The organism is Vibrio phycocola, assembly GCF_054404255.1.
Window position 1 is genome coordinate 86,186 of sequence record NZ_JBTAMQ010000010.1, and the last position, 15,462, is coordinate 101,647.

Sequence of the window (15,462 nt, forward strand, 5' to 3'; positions counted from 1 at the left end):
CCGTGTGTTTGTTGAGACCCAGTTTGGTTAAATTACTTGTTTAAGTGAAAGAGTTCCGGCTCTTTCACTTTCGTATTTTTTGGATAAGGGAAGTCAATGGCGAATACATTTTCACTCTTGTTAGTGATAGTTACTTTGGTTACGGGCATTGTGTGGGCGATGGAAAAGTGGGTTTGGGCTAAAAAACGCCAGCAAAAGCTAGCTGAAGTCGAAGCCAAGACCAATGGTCTCGACCCTAAATTGGTCGATAAAATAGCACCACAACCTTGGTGGATTGAAAACAGTGTATCGATTTTCCCAGTGATAGCTTTGGTATTGGTGGTTCGATCATTTATCTACGAGCCTTTTCAAATTCCATCGGGCTCGATGATGCCAACACTGTTGGTCGGTGATTTTATTCTTGTTGAAAAGTACGCCTATGGTCTAAAAGATCCTGTATGGCGGACTCAATTGGTTGAGACTGGTGAAGTCGAGCGTGGTGATGTAGTGGTATTTAAATTCCCACCAAACCCTAAGATTGATTATATTAAACGTGTAGTAGGTATGCCTGGAGATACGGTGCGTTATAGTGCACAGAAACAGGTTTGTATTCAATCTAAAGGAGACTCGAGCTGTAAACCTATTGCGCTTAGCAATATCGTTGAAAGTGAGTTTATGCAGTCAAATCGTGCTTTACTTCAAGCAGATGAGTCTCTTGGCGATGCTGAGCATCAAATCTTGATTAACACACAACGTATCGACAATGTGTCAGCCTATCAACCACGTCCAGGTGTCAGTGAATGGGTTGTACCAGATGGGCAGTACTTTGTAATGGGTGATAACCGTGACAATAGTGCCGACAGTCGTTATTGGGGCTTTGTACCAGAAGGTAACTTAGTCGGCAAAGCGGTTGCGATTTGGATCAGTTTTGAATTTGAACGTGATGCATCGAGTGCATTACCATCTTGGATACCAACTGGGGTACGATTTAATCGTATCGGGGCAATTAAATAAGGTGATGTATTCACCCAATTATGTTGAGAAGAGATGAATCCTCCTATTAACCGATTAGAAAAACAACTCAATTACGAGTTTAACGATGCTCAGCGACTTGATTTGGCACTGACTCACCGTAGTGCCTCTGCTCTTCACAATGAGAGACTAGAGTTTCTGGGAGATTCGATTTTAAGTTTTGTTATCGCAGATGACTTGTACCATCGTTTTCCTAAGATAAACGAAGGGGACATGAGCCGGATGCGAGCAACGTTGGTGCGTGGTAACACGTTAGCTGAGCTTGGGCGAGAGTTTATCCTTGGAGATTACTTAAAATTAGGTCCAGGTGAATTGAAAAGCGGCGGGTATCGCCGAGACTCTATTCTAGCTGATGCGGTCGAAGCCATCATTGGCGCTATTTATCTTGATAGTGATATCGAAGTCGTTCGTAAAGTCATTTTGAGTTGGTATAAAACCCGACTTGATTCTATCGAACCTGGCGTTTCACAAAAGGATCCGAAAACGCGTTTGCAAGAGTTTTTGCAAGGGCGAAGAAATCCGCTTCCTGTGTATACAGTAACGAACATTAAGGGCGAGGCACATGATCAAGAGTTTACTGTGTCTTGTGAAGTGGCGGGATTAGGAACTCCAGTCGTAGGTAAAGGGACGAGTCGACGCAAAGCTGAACAAGCGGCGGCAGAGCAAGCACTAGAGCAGTTAAGCCATGTCTAACAAAGAACAATCTGAACAAGATTTCGATATTGATGCGTTTTTTGCATCGGATCAAGAAACCTCCGCAGAAGTGGTTGAAAGTCAACCAGAGGACCAACATTGTGGCTTTATTGCTATTGTTGGACGGCCAAATGTCGGCAAATCGACATTGCTCAATGCGATATTGCAGCAAAAGATTTCGATTACTTCACGTAAGCCTCAAACCACTCGCCACCGTATTATGGGGGTCGAGACTGATGGGAACTATCAGGCGATTTATGTTGATACTCCAGGGCTTCATATTGAAGAAAAGCGCGCAATTAACCGTTTGATGAACCGTGCGGCAAGCAGTTCGTTGAGTGATGTCAATTTGGTTCTATTTCTCGTTGATGGAACCCATTGGACTGCCGACGATGAAATGGTACTGAATAAACTTAGAAATGCGAATTTTCCCGTCGTATTGTGCGTAAATAAAGTCGATAACGTAAAAGATCGCAATGAAGTTATGTTGCACATGCAAGCCATGGGCGAAAAAATGGACTTTGTTGATGTTGTCCCAATTGCGGCGAAACTTGGTAAAAATATCGATGTTATTCAAAATATTGTGCGCCAACATTTACCTAAAGCGGTGCATCACTTTCCAGAAGAGTATGTAACGGATCGCTCGCAGCGCTTTATGGCGTCCGAGATTATTCGTGAAAAGCTCATGCGCTTTACTGGTGAGGAATTACCTTATTCGGTGACTGTTGAAATTGAACGTTTTGATTACAATCCCGATAACGACGGCTTTCATATCAATGCCTTGATTTTGGTTGAACGAACTGGTCAAAAGAAAATGGTGATTGGTAAAAACGGCGAGAAGATCAAAACAATTGGTCGCGAAGCGCGTCTTGATATGGAAGCGCTATTTGAGCGCAAGGTTTATCTAGAAACCTGGGTTAAAGTGAAATCAGGTTGGGCTGATGACGAGCGAGCTCTACGTAGTTTGGGTTATATCGACGACTTGTAATAAAGTGATTCTAGGTGATGTCAGTCAATATTAGTGATTGACCTAGGGGCTGGGAATTCAATGTTATGCCTGAAAATGGTTTGCAGCGTGCGTTTGTCCTACACCGACGCCCATACAGTGAAACGAGTTTAATCATTGATGTATTTACTGAGCATCAAGGTCGTTTATCATTGCTGTCGAAAGGGGCCAGACGTCCACGCTCTGGATTGAAAAGCGTGCTTCAACCTTTTACACCGATGTTGATTAAATGGTCGGGAAAAGGATCAATGAAGACGTTGCGCCAAGCCGAGCCCATTAGCTTAGGGTTACCATTAAGTGGGATCAACCTCTATTCGGGTATGTATATCAACGAATTGCTTTGTCGAGTCATCGCAAGCGAAAGCCCACAACCCGCCCTTTTTTTTGATTATCTTGATGCGCTTACCGAGCTGGCGCATAACAATAACCCGGAACCTGCATTACGACGTTTTGAATTGGCATTATTGTCCAGCCTTGGGTATGGTGTCGACTTCTTGCATTGTGCTGGAACAGGAGAGCCTGTTGAAGCAAGTATGACTTACCGCTTTCGAGAGCAACAAGGGTTTATCGCTTCAGTGCGACAGGACAATTTAACGTTTTTCGGAGAAGAGTTAATCGCAATTAGCGAGCGTCGCTTTATCACTAAAGCACAACTTCATGCGGCGAAACGATTTACTCGTATTGCTCTTAAGCCTTATATCGGCAGTAAGCCGTTAAAAAGCAGAGAACTATTTTTGCCAAAATCTGGCATATCAAAATCACGGAGATTAGGACAATGAGTTCAATTCTATTAGGTGTAAACATCGATCATATTGCGACATTACGTAATGCTCGTGGGACAAAATATCCTGATCCTGTTCACGCAGCAGAAGTGGCTGAACGAGCAGGGGCTGATGGGATTACTATTCATTTACGTGAAGACCGTCGCCATATTCTTGATCGCGATGTGCGTTTGCTACGTGAGACCATTCAAACTCGAATGAACCTCGAGATGGCGGTAACCGATGAAATGGTGGATATTGCATTAGAGACCCAACCAGAATTTGTCTGCCTTGTTCCTGAAAAGCGTGAAGAGCTGACCACAGAAGGTGGGTTAGATGTTGCTGGCAATCTAGAACGAATTAAAGCGGCGACTCAACAACTTGATGCTGCAGGAATTAAAGTGTCTTTGTTTATTGATGCTGACCCGCGTCAAATTGATGCCGCAAAAGCATGTGGAGCTCCGTATATTGAACTTCATACCGGTCATTATGCTGATGCTGAAAACGATGCTCAACGTGATGCCGAGTTAAGTCGAATCGCATCAGCAGCAACGTATGCAACAGAGATTGGGATTACGGTAAATGCAGGGCACGGCCTGACGTATCATAACGTTGCACCGATTGCGGCGTTACCAGAGATTTATGAATTGAATATCGGCCATTCAATCATTGGGCGCGCAGCGTTTGATGGACTAAGCAAAGCTGTCGCTGATATGAAAGCGGAAATGGAAAAGGCGCGTCGTTAATGGCAATAGTAGGCATAGGCACTGATATCGTTGAAATCGAACGAATCCAAGAAGCAATAAACAAATCCGGTGATAAATTAGCTCAGCGTATTCTCACAGAAGAAGAGCTGGCAGAATATAATTTTCATCACCACCCCGAACGCTTTTTAGCGAAACGTTTTTCAGCAAAGGAAGCCGCTTCAAAAGCACTAGGTACAGGTATCGCTCAGGGCGTTTCTTTTCAGGACTTTTCGATATTAAATGATCAACTCGGTAAACCTAAGCTGACAATGACAGGCCGAGCCGAACAAATTTCACAATTAATTGGCGGCAAAACAATGCATGTCAGTATTTCAGATGAAAAACATTATGCGACTGCGACGGTGATTATTGAATCGTAGCTGTTTTCGTCGCAACAATGAGGCTAAAAACTAATTGAATGCAGTTGTTTGCAACGATAGCTTTTAGGAAATATAGCTTTTAGCCTCATTAACAACCTTTTCCATTTCTTCAAGTAACTCAAATAGTTCAGGCTCTAACTCTTCAACGGTCTTGTTTTGACGTAAGGCGTGCTCTATCACTGCACAGATTTTTTTCAACCTTGGAACGCCACAATAAGCGCAACTGCCGTGCAGCTTGTGAATATGCTGAAGCAAATCTTTGTGTTCAATTTTACCGGCTATAGTTTGGTCAATATGGATGATTATTTCTGGAATGGAATCAACTAACATACGTAACATGTCTTGAGCCAAATCGAGCTTGTTTGCTGCTTGTTTTAAAGCACTCTCCCAGTCGATGACAGAGAGTTCCTGACCACTTTTTAGGTTGGATGACATATTATTGGAAACAGGCTGGGTAGCTGGGATCTCAAGTTTCTCTATTTGATGTTCATAAGGGTATGGATTCCAATGTACCAAGACTTGTTGAAGAACATGCTCTTCGATTGGCTTTGTAAGATAATCGTCCATCCCTTCATTTAATAATCTCTCCCGTTCACCAGGCATTGCATGGGCAGTAACAGCAATAATCGGAGTATCGCTATTGAACGATTGACGTTTGATTTCCTTAGATGCAGATACTCCATCAATTTGGGGCATCTGAATATCCATTAATATGATGTCAAACTTTTGCTTTATCGATTCTTCAATAGCATCTTGCCCATTGGTACAACTGACAACAGACTTAACTCGTTCACATAGAAGCGCCGTAATTAACTTTAAGTTGGCTGGGTTGTCGTCTACCGCCATCACTTTTAAGGGAAGTTTATCTAGGTTAGGTGGAGAAATTAGATCGATACTTCTATCGGATTTAACTGGGTGAAGATCGAGCATGGCTTGAATGATTTTTTTCCGTGAAAGAGGTTTGGTAACACATTTCACTGGATGATGTTTCATCAAGTATTCAGCCAATGCTAGCTCGGTACTTGGTGTGCCAATAATGACATTAGGTGCAAGGTTAAGCACTTGGCGAACTTGTGGTTCTATTGTGATTAATGAGTTATTGCTTGATAGTGCTAAATTATAAATAACATAATCATAAAGGCCTGAATTGGTCGGCACTTCATTAACACTTGTGACATTAATACCCACGCTTTCCAATGTTTTCTGGAGCAGTCGCTTAACCCGTTTATTTGTTTCGATCAGTAACACTGAACTTCCAGCAAGGGGCTTAGGATCAAACCAGTCCGAAATAGGTATTTCTGTTTTCGTTAAGTGCAGATTAAACCAAAAAGTTGATCCTTGGTGTAACCGGCTAGTCAGGCCGATTTTTCCACCCATCTGACTGACTATTTTTTGGGTGATAACCAATCCTAATCCGGTTCCACCATAGCGACGAGATATGCTGGCGTCTGCTTGGCTAAAGGCTTGAAATAGTTGAGCTTGTTGGCGCTCTGAGATACCTATTCCTGTATCTCGAACAGAAAAGAGCAATTCGAAACAATCATCATGTACTGACTTTTGCTCGATAGTGATGTCAATATTCCCAGACTCGGTAAATTTAATCGCATTGCCGACAAGGTTAGTCAGTACTTGCTGAATTCTAAGCGGGTCACCAACCAATCCAATCGGAATATTAGGATCCACTCTTAATGTGATTTCGAGGCCTTTTTCGTGCGCACTCGTGGCTAAGAGATCGATTACCTCTTCGAGATTTTGTTCAAATTCAAAAGGAATGTTCTCTAGCGCTAACTTACCGGCCTCTAATTTGGAGAAGTCGAGAATGTCATTAATGATGTTTAAGAGGTTATTAGCCGACTTTTCAATGGTTTGTAAATAATCTTGTTGGTTTTTGGATAGCTGGGTTTTTAACATTTGTCGTGTAAAACCAATAACGCCATTGAGTGGAGTGCGCAGCTCATGAGACATGTTTGCCAAGAATTCAGATTTAACTCGAGCGGCTTCTTGAGCATGTTTTTTTGCGATGTCGAGTTCAACGTTTTGAATCTCGAGCTGTTCTAATGTTTCACGTAAATCAGACGTTGCTTGGTCGATGCTATGTTGCATTTCACCGTGATACTCGGATAAGGATGCCGCCATGGCATTGATGCCTTTTTTTAGTTCATCCAATTCTCCATGCATGGTGCCTTCAATTCGAACGTCTAGGTGGCCGCGTCGAATACGGTCGAGCATGTTTTTCATATGAGTAATAGGGCGCGTAACGTCGTACATCAAACGGAAGGCAAATAACCCTGAAAGCGCAAGCCCAAGAATTAAAACCATAATTGCGGCAAAAATTTCTTGGTATTGTTGTAAACGTAGTGACGAGAGATCGAGTTCAATTGCAATATAACCAAGTACTGGAATTCGCCGAACATCAGTAGAACCATCAATTAAACGACTTTCTGCTAAGATCGGCGTTCGTAATATTAAGGTGTGGTTGTCTTTCATTACCGCTGTGCCAAGCGTCGGTATTGGTTTATTTCGTGCAAAGGTTAAAGATTCAAAGTTGGGGTGGAAATTAGACGTCACAAATAACTGATGTTTGCTGTCAAATACTGCGATACTGCGGACAAACTGGGAGTTTTTTCGGTGTGCGTAACTGATAATACGACGAACGGATTCCCGACTTTGATTTCGTAGCGATTCTTCGCTCGCAATTGCAAGAGGCTCGATAATATTCGAACCTGCATTGATGACCTGATTTTCCAAGTCTTGATAGCGATTAAAGGAGAAAAAAGCACATAATGCTAAGCCTATAATCAAAGTTGGCGCTAGAGTTAACGTAATAACTCGCGCTCTTAGTCCATATCGATTCATTATTCTCTAAACATCGTTGTGTGGATATGGGAAAATAGCCCCAAAGCTTATGAATACTCCGAGACCGTGTCTTGGTAAGCTTAATCAGTTCAGTACTATTCGACAATCACTGTTAACTTTTAACCGTGATTTTTATAAGCAAATTGCGACACTTCTTCAGCTAGGCATAGATAATGGCACGTTTTTTCCAACCAAAAAAGAAAACTTCACACAATAGTAAGCACATTCCTTTAGTGATCGAAAAACTTGATCATCAAGGTTGTGGTATTGCTTACTATCATCAAAAACCTGTTTTTATCGATGGTGGATTGCCGCAAGAAGAAGTATTGGTTCAGTTTAATGAAGAGAAAAGCAAATATGCTAGGGCGAAAATTGTAAAAATCTTAGAGCGAAGCCCTCTACGCCAAAAGCCATTTTGCTCTCATTACCATATGTGTGGCGGATGCGACATGCAGCATCTATCTCATTCACAACAAGTCACTCATAAAGAGAAAACCTTGAGCTATGTGATGAATAAAGTCACAAATGAAAAGATAGAACTGGAACCCACGATTTCAGCGAGTGAACAGGGATATCGACGCCGAGCTCGAGTCAGTTTGCGTTGGGACAAAAAGCAGAACAGGTTAGAGTTCGGTTTTCGTCAGAAGCAAAGTAAGAACATTGTCACTATTGAACAATGTCCAGTATTGGAACCTGAGCTGAATAAACTACTTTCACCTTTAAAGTTATTGCTTGAAACTTTTCATTCTCCTGAAACACTTGGGCATCTCGAAATGGTGCTTGCAGGTAGTGGTGCTGTCATTGTGCTACGTCACACAAAAGCGTTGAAAGCAAAAGATCAAGAGGCGTTGATTGAGTTGGCTGCGTCATTGAATGCTACGCTTTATCTTATGCCGCAAAACAACGAGCTTGAGTATATTGATGGGCCAGTACCGGTTTATTCTGAAGTTGGGGTATCGGTTGAGTTTAAACCAAATAATTTTATTCAAGTTAATCGAGCCGTAAATCAAGGTATGGTGGCGCAAGCAATAGATTGGCTTCAGCTTGAATCGAATGACAAAGTGCTCGACTTATTTTGTGGTGTCGGTAACTTTAGTCTTCCTATTGCTAAATGCGTAAGCGAATTGGTGGGAATAGAAGGCGTCGATAGCATGGTTGAGCAAGCGTCGGCCAATGCGGCATTAAATGATTTGAAGAACGCGACATTTTTTCAGGCTAACTTAGAGAAAGATTTGCGAGAAACGTCGTGGGGAAATGAGCAGTTTGATAAGATATTACTCGATCCCGCTCGAGCAGGCGCGCAGCAAGTTGTAGCACAGTTATCACAATTTTCTCCGCAACGTATCGTATATGTATCCTGTAATCCAGCTACATTGGCGCGTGATAGTCAGGTATTGATAGAGCAGGGGTACCACTTGGAAAAATTGGCGATGTTGGATATGTTCCCTCATACTGGCCATTTAGAATCCATGGCATTATTTGTTCGATAAATAGATTCATAACAATCGATAGTTAGATTCACAATATAGGTATAGAAAATGGTTGCGGTAAGAAGCGCACATTTAACGTCAGACTCGGTATTTCAGCTTGATAGCTGGATGAACAGCTTGGGTCAAGACAAGGCGACAACAGAACGTTTGACAAAGGTTTATCAATCGATAGAGCAGATTGGTGCGGATCAAAACCTAAAAACGATGGTGTTGTGGCGTGGTCGAGAAATGATCGAAATCTTAGTGATGCTGTCAATGGATCGAGCCACTTTGGTGGCCGCTCTACTGTTTCCGGCTTTTGTGAACGGTGTGATGAGTCGTGAACAGTTGGAAGAAGAGTATGGCAAAGAGATCATTAAGCTTATCGATGGTGTCGATGAAATGGCTGCAATCGGTCAACTAAACTCGTCAAGCCAGCATCACGATGCGTCTGAACAAGTGGATAATGTCCGTCGAATGCTCCTTGCAATGGTCGATGACTTTCGCTGTGTGGTGATTAAGCTGGCAGAGCGAATCTGTAATTTACGGGAAGTCAAAGACGAGCCAGATGAGGTTCGTCGCCAAGCGGCAAAAGAGTGCGCCAATATCTATTCACCATTGGCAAACCGTCTGGGTATAGGGCAACTTAAATGGGAAATGGAAGATTACGCTTTTCGCTATCAGCAGCCGGATACCTATAAACAGATCGCGAAACAGCTTTCCGAACGTCGTGTTGTTCGCGAGCAATATATTAAGAATTTTGTCGATAATCTTCGTGCTGAAATGAGCTCATGCAGTATTAATGCGGATGTTAGTGGGCGACCTAAACACATCTACAGTATTTGGCGAAAAATGCAGAAGAAAAACCTCGCATTTGATGAGCTATTTGATGTGCGAGCGGTACGGATTATTGCCGACAAACTACAGGATTGTTATGCGGCACTTGGCGTCGTTCATACTCAATTTAAGCACTTGCCTCAAGAGTTTGATGATTATGTTGCTAATCCGAAACCTAACGGATATCAATCAATTCATACAGTGATCCTCGGGCCAGAAGGCAAGACTATCGAGATTCAGATTCGTACCAAACAAATGCACGAGGATTCTGAACTCGGTGTTGCAGCTCACTGGAAATATAAAGAAGGTAAATCGGTTGGTCGTAGTGGCTACGATGAGAAAATTGCATGGCTACGTAAACTGCTCGATTGGCAAGAAGAGATGTCAGATTCTGGCGAGATGCTAGATGAGTTACGCAGCCAAGTATTTGATGACCGAGTTTATGCCTTTACTCCGCGAGGTGATGTGGTTGATCTGCCAATGGGCGCGACCCCGTTGGACTTTGCGTATCATATTCACTCAGAAGTTGGGCACCGTTGTATTGGCGCGAAAGTGGGCGGGCGTATAGTGCCATTTACCCATAAGCTAGCCATGGGGGATCAAGTTGAAATCATCACGACAAAAGAAGCGAATCCATCACGAGATTGGTTGAATCCTGCAACAGGTTTTGTTCACTCAGGACGTGCTCGTGCCAAAATTAATGCCTGGTTTAGAAAACAGAGCCGAGAGAAAAACCTTGAGGCAGGCAAAGAGATTTTAGAAGCAGAACTGCAAAAGATCGGCGCAACACTGAAAGATGCAACAGATTATGCCCTGAAGCGCTTCAATGTAAATTCTCCTGAAGAGTTGTATGTCGGCGTTGGTAGTGGTGATTTACGCATCAACCAAGTACTGAATCACATTAATGCTCTAGTGAATAAGCCGACTGCTGAAGAAGAAGACAAACTCGCACTGGAAAAACTCAAAATTTCAGAAACGAAAACTTCGAGCACAGCTAAAACCAGTAAAGATGCGGTTGTGGTTCAAGGCGTAGATAACCTAATGAATCATATCGCACGTTGCTGTCGTCCAATTCCTGGAGATGAAATTAAAGGCTACATTACTCAAGGGCGTGGTATATCGGTCCACCGCAGTGATTGTGAGCAACTTGAAGAACTTCGACACCATGCACCAGAACGAATTATCGATACGGTTTGGGGGGCGGGAGTTGGTGGCACCTATATTCTGACGATTCGCGTCGAGGCAATGGAAAGAACAGGTCTATTGAAAGACATAACTAGCTTATTGGCCAATGAAAAAGTTAAAGTCGCCAGTATGAAAAGTCGTAGTGATTATAAACGACAAATGATTTTTATGGATTTTGATTTGGAATTAACCAGTGTAGAAATATTGTCTCGCATCCAAGGGAAAATTGAACAAACTAAGGATGTTTTATCCGTTAAACGATTGGGTTAATCAAGACCTATGGTTAAGACAAGTCAATTAAGGGAAGTCGATGTCGCATCCGATTGAAAAACTGCAAGAAATAATGGCGCAATTAAGAGATCCAGAAAATGGCTGCCCATGGGATAAAAAGCAGAGCTTTGAAACCATCGTTCCTCACACAATCGAAGAAACCTATGAAGTTGTCGACGCCATTTACAACAAAGATTACGCGAACTTAAAAGAAGAGCTTGGCGACTTTGTGTTTCAAGCCATTTTCTACAGCCAATTAGCACAAGAAAAAGGGCTGTTTGATTTCTCAGATGTGATCGATGAAGTCAATGCAAAGTTGATTCGTCGTCACCCTCATGTTTTTGGTGATCAAACTTTTGGAAGTGATGAAGAGATCAATGCCAATTGGGACAAAGTTAAAGCCGAAGAAAAGTTACAAAAACAAGAGAGTGACAAGGTCGACTCTATTTTTGATTCCATCCCACAATCACTTCCCGCATTAAGCAAAGCGAATAAACTGCAAAAGCGTGCCGCAAAGTATGGATTCGATTGGGATTCTATAGGCCCTGTGGTAGCGAAGGTTGAGGAAGAGATTGAAGAAGTGATGGATGAAGCTCTGCAAGTCAATATTGACCAAGACAAGTTAGAAGAAGAGTTGGGCGATATGATGTTTGCTATGGTGAATATGGTTCGTCATTTGGGCCACGATCCTGAAGCTGCATTAACCAAAGCTAACTTGAAGTTTATGCGCCGTTTTCATCAAATTGAACAAAAAGTTGCGCATAATAACGCTAAGCTTACCGATTACAATCTAAGTGAATTGGATGGCATGTGGGATGAAGTAAAGCGTGAAGAGAAAGTCCGGAAATAAAATGATCATATCAATGTGGTAAAACAGAGCTAGATCAGTTGTTTACTACATAGAGCAAGTCATTACATCAAATTTTGCTTTCAGAACTAAATCTGTTGAATTGATTTGAAGCAAAAAAGAAAACAGAAGAGTGTGATAAGTTTCACGTTGTGGCGGTTAAGGGGTTCTGGTATATTTGCTTCCCGTCCAGATGAACTCATTTCCCTCATTCAACCAACTTCAGGTTAAACATGACGACAAATTATATTTTTGTTACTGGCGGGGTAGTATCCTCCCTTGGTAAAGGTATTGCAGCAGCATCCTTAGCAGCGATTTTAGAAGCTCGCGGCATTAAAGTGACTATGATGAAGCTGGATCCGTATATTAACGTTGATCCAGGTACCATGAGTCCAACTCAGCATGGTGAAGTTTTTGTCACTGAAGATGGTGCTGAAACCGATCTCGACTTAGGTCACTATGAGCGTTTTATTCGCACCAAAATGACGAAACGGAATAACTTTACTGCAGGTCGTGTTTACGCAGACGTCCTTCGTAAAGAGCGCCGTGGCGATTACTTAGGTGCGACGATTCAGGTTATTCCTCATATTACTAACGCGATTAAAGATCGTGTTATCGCTGGCTCTGAAGGTCATGATATTGCTATCGTTGAAGTTGGCGGTACGGTTGGTGATATCGAATCACTGCCTTTTATGGAAGCAATTCGTCAGCTAGCGGTTGAATTAGGTCGTGAACGTGCAATGTTTATGCATTTGACACTGGTTCCTTATTTAGCGGCTGCAGGTGAAGTAAAAACCAAACCAACGCAACATTCAGTGAAAGAGCTATTATCAATCGGTATTCAGCCAGACATTCTTGTATGTCGTTCAGATCGTGTTATTCCGGCTAACGAACGTAAGAAAATTGCACTATTCTGTAATGTTCAAGAGAAAGCGGTTATTTCAATGAAGGATGTAGATTCAATCTACAAAATTCCTCAGTTAATTAAATCGCAAGGCTTGGACGATATTGTTTGTACGCGTTTTGGACTGGATGCTCCAGAAGCTGATTTGTCTGAATGGGAACAGGTTATTTACGAAGAAGCTAACCCAACAGGTGAAGTAACCATCGGAATGGTGGGTAAATACATCGAACTTCCAGATGCATATAAATCGGTGAATGAAGCCCTAATTCATGCGGGCCTTAAGAATCGATTGAGTGTGACGATTCGTTATGTTGATTCGCAAGACCTTGAAAATAAGGGAACAGAAGTATTAGGTGAATTGGATGCGATTCTCGTTCCTGGTGGGTTTGGAGACCGTGGGGTTGAAGGTAAAATTTTAGCGGCGCAATATGCTCGTGAAAATGGAGTGCCATATTTAGGCATCTGTTTAGGGATGCAGGTAGCACTTATTGAATACGCTCGTAATGTCGCAGGATTAGAAGGGGCAAATTCAACCGAATTTGATAAAGAATCGAAATATCCAGTGGTTGGTTTGATCACTGAGTGGATTGATTCAGATGGTGCGGTAGAAGCACGTTCTGAGCAATCGGATTTAGGCGGTACAATGCGTTTAGGTTCTCAGCTATGTCACGTAGAAAAAGGGACAAAAGCTCATGAGCTCTATGGAAGTGAAACGATTCACGAACGTCATCGTCACCGCTATGAAGTAAATAATGTTCTTCGTCCACAAATTGAAAAGGCTGGTCTTAAAGTCTCAGGGCTTTCAGCGGACAAGAAATTGGTAGAAGTCATTGAGAATCCAAACCACCCGTGGTTTGTTGCGGCTCAATTCCACCCAGAATTTACTTCAACTCCACGCGATGGCCATCCGCTATTCGCTGGATTTGTTAAAGCTGCTGGTGAATATCAGCGCTCAGAATAGTGAAAAGTTCTAAAAGGACCCGGGTAGTTGTATTTGTAACAGCTACCTTTAAATTTGATATTTAATTTCAAAATGAGAGGAAACATTAATGTCTAAGATCGTTAAAGTTCTAGGTCGTGAAATCATCGACTCACGTGGTAACCCAACTGTTGAAGCTGAAGTACACCTAGAAGGCGGTTTCGTCGGTATGGCTGCTGCTCCATCTGGCGCATCTACTGGTTCTCGCGAAGCTCTTGAGCTACGTGACGGTGACAAAGCACGTTTCCTAGGTAAAGGTGTTCTTAAAGCAGTTGCTGCTGTAAACGGCGACATCGCTGAAGCATTACTTGGTAAAGATGCAAAAGATCAAGCAGCTGTTGACCAAGTTATGATTGACCTAGATGGTACTGAAAACAAGAATAAGTTTGGTGCAAACGCAATCCTAGCAGTTTCTCTAGCAAACGCTAAAGCTGCAGCTGCTGCGAAAGGCATGCCTTTATACGAGCACATCGCTGAGCTTAACGGTACAGCTGGCGTATTCTCTATGCCTCTTCCAATGATGAACATCATCAATGGTGGTGAGCACGCTGATAACAACGTTGATATCCAAGAATTCATGATTCAACCAGTTGGCGCTTCTACTCTTAAAGAAGGTCTACGTATCGGTGCTGAAGTATTCCACAACCTAGCTAAAGTACTTAAAGCTAAAGGTCTAAGCACTGCTGTTGGTGATGAAGGTGGTTTCGCTCCAAACCTTGAGTCTAACGCTGCTGCACTAGCTGCAATCAAAGAAGCTGTAGAAGCGGCTGGTTACGTTCTAGGTAAAGACGTTACTCTAGCAATGGACTGTGCTGCATCTGAGTTCTACGACAAAGAAGCTGGCAACTACAACATGAAAGGCGAAGGTAAAGTATTCTCTTCTGAAGAATTCAACTTCTACCTACAAGGTCTTGCTAACGATTATCCAATCGTTTCTATCGAAGACGGTCTTGACGAGTCAGATTGGGATGGTTTCAAACACCAGACTGAACTTCTAGGTGACAAACTACAACTTGTTGGTGACGATCTATTCGTAACTAACACTAAGATCCTAGCTCAAGGTATCGAGAAAGGCGTAGCGAACTCTATCCTAATCAAGTTCAACCAAATCGGTTCTTTAACTGAAACTCTAGCAGCAATCAAAATGGCGAAAGATGCAGGCTACACAGCTGTTATCTCTCACCGTTCTGGCGAAACTGAAGATGCAACTATCGCTGATCTAGCGGTAGGTACTGCAGCAGGTCAAATCAAAACAGGTTCTATGAGCCGTTCTGACCGTGTAGCTAAGTACAACCAGTTAATCCGTATCGAAGAAGCTCTAGGTGCTAAAGCTCCTTACAACGGTTTAAAAGAAGTTAAAGGTCAGTAATCCTTAGGGACTTATTTACTTAATACTTTGAATACCCTGCCGACTACGGCGGGGTATTTTTTTGCCTGTAACTTAGTAAACGCAATGAGCCGTTCTGACCGCAACTAATCTGTATCGCAGAAGCTCTAGGTGCTAAAGCTCCTCTCTTT

12 protein-coding genes are annotated in these 15,462 nt (G+C 42.6%); 11 read left to right on the forward strand and 1 reads right to left on the reverse strand.

What is annotated here, in order from left to right; translation table 11 throughout:
* Positions 1-96 precede the first annotated feature (96 nt).
* The 6 genes from lepB to acpS all read left to right on the forward strand — a co-directional run bounded on the left by lepB (position 97) and on the right by acpS (position 4,597).
* Positions 97-993: a signal peptidase I gene (lepB, locus tag ACXJY6_RS14445; protein ID WP_458768735.1), complete on the forward strand. Its 897-nt coding sequence runs from the start codon at positions 97-99 to the stop codon at positions 991-993.
* 33 nt (positions 994-1,026) lie between these two features.
* On the forward strand, positions 1,027-1,704 hold the full coding sequence (gene rnc, locus ACXJY6_RS14450) for a ribonuclease III (protein WP_456052098.1): 678 nt from the start codon (positions 1,027-1,029) through the stop codon (positions 1,702-1,704).
* Complete coding sequence (era, locus tag ACXJY6_RS14455) at positions 1,697-2,692, forward strand: GTPase Era (RefSeq protein ID WP_456052097.1); 996 nt, start codon at positions 1,697-1,699, stop codon at positions 2,690-2,692. The genes rnc and era overlap by 8 nt, the downstream gene beginning before the upstream one ends.
* 65 nt (positions 2,693-2,757) lie before the next feature.
* A complete protein-coding gene (gene recO, locus ACXJY6_RS14460; protein ID WP_456052096.1) occupies positions 2,758-3,489 on the forward strand; it encodes a DNA repair protein RecO in 732 nt (243 codons plus the stop codon).
* Complete coding sequence (gene pdxJ / locus ACXJY6_RS14465) at positions 3,486-4,217, forward strand: pyridoxine 5'-phosphate synthase (RefSeq protein WP_458768736.1); 732 nt, start codon at positions 3,486-3,488, stop codon at positions 4,215-4,217. The genes recO and pdxJ overlap by 4 nt, the downstream gene beginning before the upstream one ends.
* Positions 4,217-4,597, forward strand: a complete 381-nt coding sequence (gene acpS / locus ACXJY6_RS14470; protein WP_456052094.1) for a holo-ACP synthase — start codon at positions 4,217-4,219, stop codon at positions 4,595-4,597. The genes pdxJ and acpS overlap by 1 nt, the downstream gene beginning before the upstream one ends.
* A 63-nt stretch (positions 4,598-4,660) precedes the next feature.
* Here acpS and barA read toward each other — a convergent pair whose 3' ends face one another.
* Positions 4,661-7,453 carry a two-component sensor histidine kinase BarA gene (barA, locus tag ACXJY6_RS14475; RefSeq protein WP_458768737.1) on the reverse strand — a complete coding sequence of 931 codons (2,793 nt, stop codon included), beginning with the start codon at positions 7,451-7,453 and terminating at the stop codon, positions 4,661-4,663.
* Between the two features lie 173 nt (positions 7,454-7,626).
* On the opposite strand from barA, the gene rlmD reads away from it, so the two are divergent.
* From rlmD to eno, 5 genes are all read left to right on the forward strand, one after another.
* Positions 7,627-8,943 (forward strand): 23S rRNA (uracil(1939)-C(5))-methyltransferase RlmD, encoded by a 1,317-nt coding sequence (rlmD, locus tag ACXJY6_RS14480; protein ID WP_458768738.1) that lies wholly within the window; start codon positions 7,627-7,629, stop codon positions 8,941-8,943.
* 48 nt (positions 8,944-8,991) lie between these two features.
* Positions 8,992-11,214 carry a GTP diphosphokinase gene (gene relA / locus ACXJY6_RS14485; protein WP_458768739.1) on the forward strand — a complete coding sequence of 741 codons (2,223 nt, stop codon included), beginning with the start codon at positions 8,992-8,994 and terminating at the stop codon, positions 11,212-11,214.
* 40 nt (positions 11,215-11,254) lie between these two features.
* On the forward strand, positions 11,255-12,064 hold the full coding sequence (gene mazG / locus ACXJY6_RS14490; protein ID WP_458768740.1) for a nucleoside triphosphate pyrophosphohydrolase: 810 nt from the start codon (positions 11,255-11,257) through the stop codon (positions 12,062-12,064).
* Between the two features lie 230 nt (positions 12,065-12,294).
* On the forward strand, positions 12,295-13,926 hold the full coding sequence (locus ACXJY6_RS14495) for a CTP synthase (protein WP_458768741.1): 1,632 nt from the start codon (positions 12,295-12,297) through the stop codon (positions 13,924-13,926).
* A gap of 88 nt (positions 13,927-14,014) precedes the next feature.
* A complete protein-coding gene (gene eno / locus ACXJY6_RS14500) occupies positions 14,015-15,313 on the forward strand; it encodes a phosphopyruvate hydratase (protein ID WP_458768742.1) in 1,299 nt (432 codons plus the stop codon).
* The last annotated feature ends 149 nt before the right edge of the window (positions 15,314-15,462 follow it).

Excerpts from the sequence above, each read along its gene's own strand:
- lepB (WP_458768735.1), top strand. The coding sequence starts at position 97 with ATGGCGAATACATTTTCACTCTTGTTAGTGATAGTTACTTTGGTTACG.
- rnc (WP_456052098.1), top strand. The coding sequence starts at position 1,027 with ATGAATCCTCCTATTAACCGATTAGAAAAACAACTCAATTACGAGTTT.
- era (WP_456052097.1), top strand. The coding sequence starts at position 1,697 with ATGTCTAACAAAGAACAATCTGAACAAGATTTCGATATTGATGCGTTT.
- recO (WP_456052096.1), top strand. The coding sequence starts at position 2,758 with ATGCCTGAAAATGGTTTGCAGCGTGCGTTTGTCCTACACCGACGCCCA.
- pdxJ (WP_458768736.1), top strand. The coding sequence starts at position 3,486 with ATGAGTTCAATTCTATTAGGTGTAAACATCGATCATATTGCGACATTA.
- acpS (WP_456052094.1), top strand. The coding sequence starts at position 4,217 with ATGGCAATAGTAGGCATAGGCACTGATATCGTTGAAATCGAACGAATC.
- barA (WP_458768737.1), bottom strand. The coding sequence starts at position 7,453 with ATGAATCGATATGGACTAAGAGCGCGAGTTATTACGTTAACTCTAGCG.
- rlmD (WP_458768738.1), top strand. The coding sequence starts at position 7,627 with ATGGCACGTTTTTTCCAACCAAAAAAGAAAACTTCACACAATAGTAAG.
- relA (WP_458768739.1), top strand. The coding sequence starts at position 8,992 with ATGGTTGCGGTAAGAAGCGCACATTTAACGTCAGACTCGGTATTTCAG.
- mazG (WP_458768740.1), top strand. The coding sequence starts at position 11,255 with ATGTCGCATCCGATTGAAAAACTGCAAGAAATAATGGCGCAATTAAGA.
- ACXJY6_RS14495 (WP_458768741.1), top strand. The coding sequence starts at position 12,295 with ATGACGACAAATTATATTTTTGTTACTGGCGGGGTAGTATCCTCCCTT.
- eno (WP_458768742.1), top strand. The coding sequence starts at position 14,015 with ATGTCTAAGATCGTTAAAGTTCTAGGTCGTGAAATCATCGACTCACGT.